General features: G+C 63.4%; 11 protein-coding genes and 1 pseudogene. 10 read left to right on the top strand and 2 right to left on the bottom strand.

The features are described from left to right. Positions 1-157: 157 nt before the first annotated feature. Together RF638_RS05925 and RF638_RS05920 are read right to left on the bottom strand one after the other, a co-directional pair. A pseudogene (locus RF638_RS05925) lies at positions 158-1,270 on the bottom strand (HAD-IC family P-type ATPase); the annotation flags it as partial. A gap of 135 nt (positions 1,271-1,405) precedes the next feature. Then, positions 1,406-1,981: a DUF1541 domain-containing protein gene (locus RF638_RS05920; protein ID WP_368841582.1), complete on the bottom strand. Its 576-nt coding sequence runs from the start codon at positions 1,979-1,981 to the stop codon at positions 1,406-1,408. A 367-nt stretch (positions 1,982-2,348) separates the two neighbouring features. On the opposite strand from RF638_RS05920, the gene RF638_RS05915 reads away from it, so the two are divergent. The 10 genes from RF638_RS05915 (at position 2,349) to RF638_RS05870 (ending at position 11,147) form a co-directional block, all read left to right on the top strand. Then, positions 2,349-2,972 (top strand): CueP family metal-binding protein, encoded by a 624-nt coding sequence (locus RF638_RS05915; RefSeq protein WP_368841581.1) that lies wholly within the window; start codon positions 2,349-2,351, stop codon positions 2,970-2,972. A 121-nt stretch (positions 2,973-3,093) separates the two neighbouring features. Then, the gene (locus RF638_RS05910; protein ID WP_315280192.1) at positions 3,094-4,290 is read left to right on the top strand and encodes a 4-hydroxybenzoate 3-monooxygenase; all 1,197 of its coding nucleotides are present in this window, start codon (positions 3,094-3,096) and stop codon (positions 4,288-4,290) included. 45 nt (positions 4,291-4,335) lie between these two features. Continuing rightward, on the top strand, positions 4,336-5,151 hold the full coding sequence (pcaH, locus tag RF638_RS05905) for a protocatechuate 3,4-dioxygenase subunit beta (RefSeq protein WP_129702470.1): 816 nt from the start codon (positions 4,336-4,338) through the stop codon (positions 5,149-5,151). Beyond that, positions 5,144-5,719: a protocatechuate 3,4-dioxygenase subunit alpha gene (gene pcaG, locus RF638_RS05900; RefSeq protein ID WP_129702471.1), complete on the top strand. Its 576-nt coding sequence runs from the start codon at positions 5,144-5,146 to the stop codon at positions 5,717-5,719. The genes pcaH and pcaG overlap by 8 nt, the downstream gene beginning before the upstream one ends. Continuing rightward, positions 5,716-7,161 (top strand): lyase family protein, encoded by a 1,446-nt coding sequence (locus RF638_RS05895; RefSeq protein WP_259915689.1) that lies wholly within the window; start codon positions 5,716-5,718, stop codon positions 7,159-7,161. Before pcaG ends, RF638_RS05895 begins: the two co-directional genes overlap by 4 nt. Continuing rightward, complete coding sequence (locus RF638_RS05890) at positions 7,158-7,946, top strand: alpha/beta hydrolase (protein WP_259915691.1); 789 nt, start codon at positions 7,158-7,160, stop codon at positions 7,944-7,946. Before RF638_RS05895 ends, RF638_RS05890 begins: the two co-directional genes overlap by 4 nt. A gap of 14 nt (positions 7,947-7,960) precedes the next feature. Further along, the gene (pcaC, locus tag RF638_RS05885) at positions 7,961-8,368 is read left to right on the top strand and encodes a 4-carboxymuconolactone decarboxylase (RefSeq protein WP_259915694.1); all 408 of its coding nucleotides are present in this window, start codon (positions 7,961-7,963) and stop codon (positions 8,366-8,368) included. Between the two features lie 173 nt (positions 8,369-8,541). Continuing rightward, positions 8,542-9,753, top strand: coding sequence for an acetyl-CoA C-acyltransferase (locus RF638_RS05880; RefSeq protein WP_368841580.1), 1,212 nt, complete (start codon positions 8,542-8,544; stop codon positions 9,751-9,753). 39 nt (positions 9,754-9,792) lie between these two features. Beyond that, positions 9,793-10,491, top strand: coding sequence for a 3-oxoacid CoA-transferase subunit A (locus RF638_RS05875; protein WP_016998027.1), 699 nt, complete (start codon positions 9,793-9,795; stop codon positions 10,489-10,491). Continuing rightward, positions 10,488-11,147: a 3-oxoacid CoA-transferase subunit B gene (locus RF638_RS05870; protein WP_368841579.1), complete on the top strand. Its 660-nt coding sequence runs from the start codon at positions 10,488-10,490 to the stop codon at positions 11,145-11,147. The genes RF638_RS05875 and RF638_RS05870 overlap by 4 nt, the downstream gene beginning before the upstream one ends. The last annotated feature ends 41 nt before the right edge of the window (positions 11,148-11,188 follow it).

Raw genomic sequence — 11,188 nt, 5'->3', positions numbered from 1 at the left:
GCGAGATGCCCTCTCATCGCGGTGGAACGGAACCCTGAACAAGTCCCATTCTTCCCGGTCAGACGGGCATCCCGTCTTTAATTGCGACCCAAGCCCAGCATGCTCATCGGTGGATCAAGGCTAAGGCAAGCACCGTGTCCTCGGTATGTACGCCGACAGTATCGACGGCGGTGACCGTAGGTTCGCCCTTGGTCAGTGTGCCGGTTTTGTCGAAGAGGACTGCATCAACGGTGCGCGTAGACTCCAATGCGAGCCTGTCTTTGATGAGCACTCCGCCGCGGGCGGCGCGTTCGGTAGCGATGGATACTACCAGCGGTATTGCGAGGCCAAGGGCATGGGGGCAGGCGATGACCAGGACCGTAATGGTGCGCACGACGGCTTCGTCAGGGAGACCTATTAGGGACCACACGAGCGCCGTAATTACGGCAGCGCTGAGGGCGAACCAGAACAACCATCCGGCGGCGGTATCGGCGATCCGCTGGGCACGGGAGGAGGACGCCTGAGCATCGGTCACAAGCCTCTGGATGCCTGCCAAGGCAGTATCTTCGCCGGTGGCGGTTACCTCGATCCGCAGCCCCGAGTCTGTGGAGATAGTGCCGGCGACCACGTGACCACCGACCCCTCGGCTGACGGTCCTGGACTCGCCGGTGACCATCGATTCGTCCATGGACGCGGACCCGTCGATGATCTTTCCGTCAGCTGGCACAGAGGCACCCGGACGGACAATCACGATATCTCCGACAGCAAGGGCTGTGGGCGCGACTTTCACGACTCTGTCGCCCTCAATCTTCTCGGCTTCATCGGGGATGAGCGCCGCGAGAGAGTCAAGGGCCGAGGTGGTCTGGGCTAGGGAGCGCATTTCTATCCAGTGGCCCAGAAGCATGATGACCACTAGTAGTGCGAGTTCCCACCAGAAATTGAGTTCATGACTAAGCCACTGCAGACTTGCGCCCCAAGAGGCGAGGAAGGCTACGGTGATGGCCAAAGCGATGAGCAGCATCATGCCGGGTTTGCGAGATCGGATCTCGCTGAACCCGCCAGTGAGGAACGGCCATCCACCCCAAAAGTACATGACCGTGCCCAGGACCGGGGAAACCCACCGCACCCAATCGGCATCTGGGAGTGTGTAGCCGATGAGCTGGGCAAACATGTCATTGAATCCCACGACGGGAATCGCGAGGACGAGCATGATCCAGAACAACCGCCGAAACTGTCCGACATGATCACCGTGCCCGCCTTGACCTGCGTGGCCATGACCACCGTGCTCCATGGGTGCACCCCGCTCCCCGTGTACAGAGTGGTCGTGGTGGCCCGCATATTCGTGGGGGGGTAGCCTCGGTTGCCCCGTGGTGGGTGTGCTGATTATTCATGGTCTGTCCATTCCTCGATGCCCGGTTCCTGTTGGCTAGGAGTCGGGCTGCATCTCGCTTTCGACAACCCACTTGTGGTTCGTCATTTCCATCCCGTCGGCTTCGTAGTCAACGACGTAGACGGTCTCGTCGGTTGAAAACGCGATCGTTGCTATTGCTCCGTTCATACCTTCCATATGATCGGCAGCTACCTTGACGCCGGTGCCATCGGCCAGGCGCTCGTTACCCGCGTCTTCAAGCTCTTCCTGAACGACCCATTTGTGATCGGTGACGGGGTCTCCACCCTCGGTGGGCGTGTAGTCGATCGCGTACGTGTACGTGTTGTATGCGCCGACCACGGTCGCGCTGGCACCGTTCATACCTTCCATGTGATCGGCTGTGAGGGTTACCTCGGTATCCACGGGATATTCCGGGTCGGTGGCTGCTGTCATGCCCTCGGGCACGGGGCCGCCGTCCATTGGGTGATCCATGCCGCCATGCCCCGCGTGCGCGTTGTCACTCTGGGAAGCCGACGATGCTGGCTCTTCGTTGGCTGAATTCGAACAACCGGTGAACGCGATTGCTCCGGTGAGCGTCACAGTGGCTATGAGGGTGCGCGTGCGCTTGTTCATCTGAAGCTCCTTGTCTGACGGGGTGAACTGGAGAGACGTGGGATTCTTGCAGACTATTGAGTACCCATCGACGGATATCGAAGTTGATGGCCACCCGTGTGGCTCTTCTGAAGAGCTTGGTTTCAGGATATACCCGTGGGGGGTATGGGGCAAGGCTGTTTGCCTCGTTCTTCAGAGTCCAGCACATGTCAGCACTGGGTCTGTGGTGTTGTCTCGGGTGCGCACACGGGTCTGCCAAGGGGGGTCCACGGTCAAGCGGGCGAGTGCATGGAGTCAAAGGGGTTGGCGCGGGTTCAGGGTCGATGGAAACTGCTCCGGTCGGAATAAGATGATGTGTGTACGTGCCAGTTCATTGGAGGAGCACCGCATGACTAAGCTTCAGTCAGGCCGTCGACAGAAGCTGATTCTTGCATCTTCGGCAGTCTGTTTCGCATCCGCTCTTGCACTCTCGGGCTGCACAATATCTGCCCCTGAGGCAGTGCCTACATCGTCGGGTGACCTTGCAGTAAAGAGTGACCTCTTGGCTAACCATGGCTTGGAAGGACTTGGTGCGGCGGAAGTCATTGAGCGCTTGGACACTATGCCTGTTTCCAATCGGCCCGCTGGCCTGCAGGCGTCAGTGCAGCCTGATGCGGTCGTGCTTTCTGACACGCAGCAGCGCGAGGCTCGGCTCCCCCTGCCTGAGGATGGGATGTATGTCTCAATCGCTCCTTACAAGAGCCAGACACACGATTGTTATTTTCATAGCCTGACTACTTGTGTCGGCGAGCTGGGTAACACGGACGTGCAGGTCAGACTCACGAGCGGCAGCGGTGAGGTTCTTGTCGATGAAGTGCGCAAGACGTACGACAATGGCTTCCTTGGACTTTGGGTACCGCGTGATATACACGCCACGCTCAGAATTAGTCACGCAGGTCAGATCGGAACCGCAAGCATCTCGACTAAAAACGAGGACGATCCCACTTGCATCACCAACTTGCGCCTCGCATGAACGATTGACGGGCCTGTGTCGCCAGCGGCTTTCGAATGCGCCATTCCATTCAATGGAAGCACTGTGATGCGAGCCATGTCCGCCACGCATAATGTGAGTCACACGTGCGCAAGGAGGACACATGGTCAAAGAGCGAACAATCGTGGAAACCCAGGTCGGCATCGTGGGCGCAGGCCCCGCCGGGCTGATGCTTTCCCACCTGCTGTACAAGGCAGGTATCGACAGCGTGGTTGTGGAGAAGCGTTCCCACGACGAGATTGCCAACACGCACCGCGCCGGCATTCTCGAGGCCGGCACCGTCAAGATGCTGGTGGAATCCGGCGTTGACGGGAGGGTCCTGACAGAAGGCCACGAACACGAAGGCACCACGTTGCGCTTCGAGGGTGTCAGCCACCGCATCGATTTCCAGAAGCTCGTGGGGGAGTCCGTGTGGCTCTACCCGCAGAACGAGGTGTTCGTCGATCTGGCCGCCGCTCGCAAGCGCGACGGTGGAGACGTCCGCTACGAGGTGACGGACACCCAGATCGTTGACCTCACGTCCGAGCAGCCCAAGATCCTGTGTACCTCGGCTGACGGAGAAGACCTCGAGATCCGCTGCCGGATCCTGATCGGCGCGGACGGCTCCAAGGGCATTTCCAAGCGCCAGATCCCCGAGGACATTCGCACGGACAACTTCATCGAGTACCCGTTCGCGTGGTTCGGCATCCTGTGTGAGGCTCCTGCCTCAGCGCCTGAACTGATCTACGCCAATTCGGAGCATGGCTTCGCCCTGATTTCGCAGCGCAGTGACACCGTGCAGCGCATGTACTTCCAGTGCGACCCCAACGAAAACGTGGACGACTGGGACGACGAGCGCATCTGGGCCGAGCTACAGCGCCGCATCGACGGTCCGGACGGGTTGCAGTTGCAGCGCGGCAAGATCTTCGACAAGACCGTGCTGCCGTTCCGCTCGTATGTCTGTGAACCGCTGCGCTACGGGAACATGTTCCTGGTGGGGGATGCCGGTCACACGGTTCCGCCCACCGGTGCCAAGGGTCTGAATCTCGCCTTCTGCGATGTTCGCGTGTTGGCTCCGGCCATCATCGACTTCTTCGACAAGGGTGACGAGAGCGGTCTGGCGGAGTATTCGGCCAAGGCCCTGGAACGCATTTGGAAGGCGCAGAACTTCTCGTACTGGGCCACCAATCTCATGCACATCCAGCCGGGGGAAAACCCTTTCAACCAGAAGCGCCGCCGCGGCGAGTTCGCGGCGATCACCGGATCGGAACGGGGCTCCGCCTACTTCGCCGAAAGCTACACCGGTTGGCCGGACAACTGAGCCACGCACTAACCACCGCAGCTATGTCCCCAAAGGAGATGAATCATGGCAGCTGAGAATCCAGAAGACGCCTTCGAGCCGCTCACGGCCAAGGGCGCCGACGACGCCGCTGACAGCCAGGACCAGCTCAACAACGAGATGGCCCAGATCACCAAGCAGTACGAGGAGTCCGGTCGCACGGAGACCCAGCCTCGGCTGGACTACGCGCCCTACCGCAGCTCCATCCTGCGCCACCCCACCAAGGACCCGCGCCACACGGATCCGGAGACCATCGAGCTGTACGCTCCGGCCTTCGGCGAGCGGGACGTGCACAAGCTCGAGTCGGACCTGACCATTCAGGACGGCGGTGAGCCAATCGGTGAGCGCATCCGCATCACCGGCCGCATCCTGGACGGCGATGGTCGCCCGGTACGTAACCAGCTGGTCGAGATCTGGCAGGCCAACGCCGCGGGTCGTTATATCCACAAGCGTGATCAGCACCCCGCACCCATCGACCCGAACTTCACGGGCGTGGGTCGCTGCCTGACCGGTGACGACGGGTCCTACTCGTTCGTGACCATCAAGCCCGGACCGTACCCGTGGAAGAACCACCAGAACGCATGGCGCCCCGCGCACGTGCACTTCTCACTGTTCGGAACCGACTTCACCCAGCGCATGATCACCCAGATGTACTTCCCGGGTGACCCGCTGTTCGCGCTGGATCCCATTTACCAGTCGATCGTGGACCCCAAGGCTCGTGAGCGACTCGTGGCCGACTACGACCACAACGTGTCCGAGCACGAGTGGCTGCTGGGCTACAAGTGGGACATCGTGTTGAGCGGTTCCAACCGGACCTGGACGGAGGATGACAGCAATGTCTGAGAACACCCAACGCCTGGTACCCACCCCGGGCCAGACCATCGGCCCGTTCTACGGGTATGCACTGCCGTACGAGAACGGCGAGAACCTGGTGGATCGTTCGCACCCCGGCTCGGTGCGCCTGCACGGCACCGTGTACGACGGTCACGGCGTTCCCGTGCCGGACTCCATGTTGGAGATCTGGCAGGCGGATGAGAACGGCAAGGTCTCCCAGGAGACCGGTTCGTTGATCCGTGACGGCTACACGTTCACTGGTTTCGGCCGCGTGGCAGTGGACAACGAGGGCCAATACACCTTCACGACCGTCAACCCGGGCCCGACCGAGGCCGGCAAGGCGCCGTTCATCTGCCTGACCGTGTTCGCCCGCGGCCTGCTCAACCGGTTGTTCACGCGCATTTACCTGCCCGAGGACACCGAGGCGCTCGCCAATGACCCGCTGCTCTCGGGCCTGTCCGAGGACGAGCGCGCCACCCTGGTGGCCACCCGCGAAGCGGATGGCTCGTTGCGCTTCGACGTGCATCTGCAGGGTGATGGCGAGACCGTGTTCCTGGCTTACCCGGGGCTTGAATGATCAACACAGGTCTTCTCACACCGGGAAGCCACCGGGCGGCTGAGCTGCTCGACGACCGTGCCGTGGCCCGCGCCGTCCTCCTCACGGAGGCCGCGTGGGTCGCGGCCCAGTCGCGTCTGGGGCTCGTTCCGGAGGACATTGCGCGCGTTGCACGTGACGCGGTGGATCGCGTTCCCTTGGATGAAACCGCACTGAACCGGTTGGCGGTCGCCTCCGAGGGCGGCGGCAATCCCGTGATTCCCCTGCTCGCTGATTACCGCGCCGCGGTCAAGGAACTGCACGGTTCCCCGGTGGGCGCGGTGCACAAGTCCCTCACGAGCCAGGACGTCATGGACACCGCGCTCGCTTTGGTGCTCAAGGCTGCGCAGGACAGCATGGTCTCGGACCTGCGCCGCACGGGTGACGCTCTCGCCGGTCTGGTCGAGAGGCATGCGGAGACCGTCATGGTCGGTCGCACCCTCACCCAGCACGCGCTGCCCATCTCGTTCGGTCTCAAGGCGGCCTCGTGGCTTGCGGGGGTCGACGACGCCGCTCGCGACGTTTTCGAGCGCGCCCACCTTCCAGTGTCCTACGGGGGAGCCTCCGGAACCCTGGCCGCGGGCATGTCCCTGTGCGATCAGGGTGGAGGCGCGGATGAAACCGCAGAACGACTTTTCACCCTCATCGATTACTGGGCCGAGGAACTCGGACTGGCCGTACCGGATCAGGTGTGGCACACCGACCGAGTCCCCGTGCTTCGGGTGGCCGGTGCGCTCGCGGAAACGACCGCGGCACTGGGTCGCATGGCCAACGATGTCCTGTTGATGTCCAGGCCCGAAGTGGGGGAGCTGCGCGAGCCCACAGCCCCGGGTCGAGGGGTCTCCTCCGCCATGCCGCAGAAGCAGAATCCCGTGTTGAGCGTGTTACTCAAACGCACAGCCTTGGCCGCGCCTCACCTCCTGGGGCACGTCAACTCCGGTGCCGCGGCGGCCGTGGACGAACGCCCGGACGGTGGCTGGCACGCCGAATGGCCCGCACTCCGCGAGCTGGCGGTCCTGACTACCGCGGCGGCGTCGCACGCTGCGGAACTCACCGAGGGCCTGACCGTCAATGCCGAGCGGATGGCCCACAACCTGCGCGATGCCGGCACCGGTGTGATGGCCGAACGGCTGAGCGCCGCGCTGACCCCCGTGCTCTCCGAATCCGACGGGTCCACCGCCAAACAGCGGGTGCAGGCGGCCGTGCGCGAGCACCCCGTCGATGCCGAGGCGCTTGCCGATCACCTGACCGATTTGGTCATGGCCGAGGGCGCGCCGTCGTTGCCGGAAGGTGTGAATCCGCAGGACCGGGGCAGCGTAGGTGCCTGGCTGGGGCAGTTATTGGATCCCCGCGGCTACCTGGGTGCCACGCAACAACTGTGCACCCGCGCCGTGAAAAACCACCGAGAAAGGTTGATTGCATGAGCGTGCCCGAGCTTGGATTCGTGGAGTTCACGAACCCCGAACAGCTTTCCGATGACGCACCACTGGTGGTCCTGGGACCAGGAATCGGCACGTCCGTGAGCAACCTGTACGGCCGTGTGGCCTCCCAGCTGGGCGAAGAGTTGCGCGTGGTCGGCTGGGACCTCCCCGGTCACGGCGTGAGCGGACCGGCACAGGAGTTCACTGTTGCGGAGCTGGCCCAAGGAGTGCTGGACGCGGTCGCCGGACACGTATCTGCCGAGCCCTTCCACTATGTGGGCACCTCCATCGGCGGTGCGGTCGGTCAACTTTTGCTCACGGAGCACCCGGACCGGCTGGCCTCTCTGACACTGATGGCCACGACCGATTACTTCCCGGACCCGCAGGGCTGGAACGAACGTGCGGATCTCGCGGCCCAGGCCGGGACGCCCACGCAGGTAATCAACTCAGCCAAGTTGTGGTTCGCCCCGGACTTCCTGGCCAATAACGCAGAGGCCGGGACGGCCTTGCTGCACGACCTCCAGAACGCAGATCGGCTCAGCTACGCCGCCGCGTGCCGCTCGCTGGCGGGCTTTGACCTGCGAGAAACGAACCCCGAAACCAAAGTTCCTGTGCTGGCGCTATCCGGACCGAGCGACGTCGTCACCGGCCCCGAGACCGTGCAGCAACTGGCCGACAAGCTGGGCGCGCGCCACGAAACGGTGGCGAACGCGTCGCACTTGCTGGCGGTCGAGGCACCGCAGGTCACCGCGGAACACATTTCGCAATTCATCTCGGCCCACCGCTGAGCAGAAAGGACATCATGACCGATCGTTCAGAACGCACCCAGTCCCAGGCCCACAGTGAGGGCATGACAGTGCGCCGCGAGGTGCTCTCCGACGCCCACGTGGATCGTGCGGAGGCAGGCAAGACCGAATTTACCGAGGAGTTCCAGGACTTCATCACCCGCTATGCGTGGGGTGAGATCTGGACCCGCCCTGGACTGGACCGTCGTATGCGCAGCGCGTGCGTGTTGACCGCGTTGATTGCGGCCGGGCACTGGGAAGAATTCGAAATGCACGTGCGCGCGGCCATCGGCAACGGCCTGACCCCGGATGAGATCAAGGAGATCTTGCTCCAGTCGGCCATCTACCTTTCCGTGCCGTCTGCCAACAACGCGTTCAAGCACGCGCAGAAAGTACTGGCGGACATGGGTGTGTGGGGGGAGTAGCCCGAAATACATCGCAAGAGCGGCAACAGTCCGTCAATTTTGTTCGCTATGCGTACAGGTGTTCACATGGCGCGCACATTCGGTTATTCTGGAACCACGCAACGCGGCGTCGTCGGTCAATGGAGACGGTGTCGCCCCGGAAGACCGGGTGAGCCCAAACCGTGAGGATTCACATGAACCACGCTTACGTGTACGACGCAGTCCGCACCCCGTTCGGCAAGGTGGGCGGCGCGCTGTCCAGCCATCGCCCCGATGATCTGGCCGCCCTCGTGGTCAAGACCATGGTGGAGCGCGCTCCCCAGCTGGACGCTTCCAAGATCGACGAGGTCTATTTCGGTAACGCCAACGGCGCCGGCGAAGAAAACCGCAATGTGGCCCGCATGGCCACCCTGCTCGCGGGTCTGCCGACCTCGGTGCCCGGCTCCACGATCAACCGCCTGTGCGGTTCGTCCCTGGACGCCGCGATGATGGCTTCGCGTCAGATCGAGGTGGGTGAGGGGGACCTGCTGCTGGTGGGTGGCGTGGAATCCATGTCCCGCGCTCCGTGGGTATTGCCCAAGACCGAACGCGCTTTCTCGATGCAGGATCTCAAGCTCGCCAACACCACCCTGGGCTGGCGCCTTGTGAACCCGGAAATGCCGGATGCCTGGACCGTCTCCCTGGGCGAGGCCACCGAGCAGCTGCGCGAGAAGCACAACATTTCCCGTGAGGACCAGGACGAGTTCGCCGCTCGCTCGCACCAGCTCGCCGCCAAGGCCTGGGACGAGGGCAAGTACGACAACCTCACCGTGAGCGTGAAGCCCAACACCAAGCGCGGCGTCGAGTTGACTCGCGACGAGACCGTTCGCGCGGACTCCACCGCGGAGACCCTGTCCGGTCTGCGCACCGTGTTCCGCACGGGCGAGGACGCCACGGTCACCGCCGGTAATGCGTCCCCCATGAACGACGGCGCGTCCGCCGCGTGGCTGGGCAGCGAGAAGGGCGCGGATCTGCTCGGCAGCGCACCCATCGCACGCATCGCCGGTCGCGGGGCTGCGGCCAATGAACCCCAGTTCTTCGGTGAGGCACCGGTCGAGGCCGCCAACCTCGCGCTCAAGCGCGCGGGCATCTCCTGGGACGACGTCGCCGCGGTAGAACTCAACGAAGCGTTCGCCGCACAGTCGCTTGCGTGCCTGCGCCAGTGGAGCGTGGACCAGAGCATCGTGAACACGTGGGGCGGTGCGATCGCGATCGGTCACCCGCTCGGCGCCTCCGGTACCCGCGTGCTCGGCACCCTGGCACGTCGTCTCGAAGAGTCCGGCGAACGGTGGGGCGTGGCCAGCCTTTGCATCGGCGTGGGTCAGGGCCTCGCCGTGGTGCTCGAGAATGAAAACGCCAAGGGCTAAGCGCTCAACACAGACCAAACTAAGAAAGACATACAGCTCATGCTGAATATTGCAGACAGCGTGGCCGCGGCCGTGGAGCCCATCCACGACGGCGCCTGCGTGATGATCGGTGGCTTCGGTGTTGCCGGGCAGCCCGTTGAGCTCATTGACGCGCTCATCGAGAACGGCGCCAAGGACCTCACCGTGGTCAACAACAACGCCGGCAACGGTGACGTGGGATTGGCCAAGCTCATCCAGCTCGGCCGCGTGAAGAAGATCATTTGCTCCTTCCCGCGTCAGGCGGATTCGTGGCACTTCGACGAGAAGTACCACGCCGGCGAGATCGAGCTCGAGGTCGTGCCGCAGGGCAACCTGGCCGAGCGAATTCGCGCCGCCGGTGCCGGTATCGGTGCTTTCTACACGCCCACCGGCTACGGCACCCCGTTGGCCGAGGGCAAGGAAGTTCGTGAACTGGACGGCAAGCACCAGGTGCTCGAATACCCCATCCACGCGGACTTCTCCCTGACCAAGGCACACACCGCTGACACCGCGGGCAACCTGGTCTACCGCAAGACCGCTCGGAACTTCGGCCCCATCATGGCGGCCGCTGCCAAGCACTCCATCGTGCAGGTGAGCGAGATCGTCGAGCGCGGTCAGATCGACCCCGAAGTCGTGGTGACCCCCGGTATCTACGTGGACACCGTGGTCAAGCTCGAAGCTCCCAAGCAGGTAGACCCGCGAGAGGAAGGTGCGGCATGAGCGCCCCGCAGAACAGTGATCACGCACTGAGCCCCGAAGAGCTCGCAGAGGTCGTAGCCCGCGATATCCCCGCCGGCGCCTACGTCAACCTGGGCATCGGCCAGCCCACGCTGGTTTCCAACTACATGTCCCCCGAGGACGACGTCACCCTGCACACCGAGAACGGCATGCTGGGCATGGGCGCGGAAGCCAAGGGCGACGAGGTCGACGCAGATCTCATCAACGCGGGCAAGATCCCCGTGGTCGAGACCGAGGGTTGTTCCTACTTCCACCACGCTGACTCCTTCGCGATGATGCGCGGCGGTCACCTGGACTGCTGTGTCCTGGGTGCCTTCCAGGTGGACCAGAACGGCAACCTGGCCAACTGGCACACCGGCAAGCCCGGCGCCATCCCCGCAGTGGGCGGTGCCATGGACTTGGCCACCGGCGCCAAGCAGACCTTTGTGATGATGACCCTGCAAACCAAGAAGGGCCAGTCCAAGCTGGTGGCAGAGTGCGATATGCCGCTGACCGGTGTGGGTTGCGTGTCTCGCATCTACACGGACAAGGCTGTGTTCCTCATCGAGGAGGACGGCGTGCGCGTGCGCGAGACCTTCGGCATCGGTTTCGACGAACTCACCGAGTTGGTCGACATCGAGCTGAAGCCCGCCAACTGACGCCAGCGCGGGGGCGGAACTTTCGAGGTTCCGCCCCCGCC

Source organism: Kocuria sp. CPCC 205235 (genome assembly GCF_040980905.1).
In the GTDB taxonomy this organism is placed as follows: domain Bacteria; phylum Actinomycetota; class Actinomycetes; order Actinomycetales; family Micrococcaceae; genus Kocuria; species Kocuria carniphila.
Note: the sequence above shows the minus strand (reverse complement) of the source record. Positions and strands in the feature narration are given on the sequence as shown.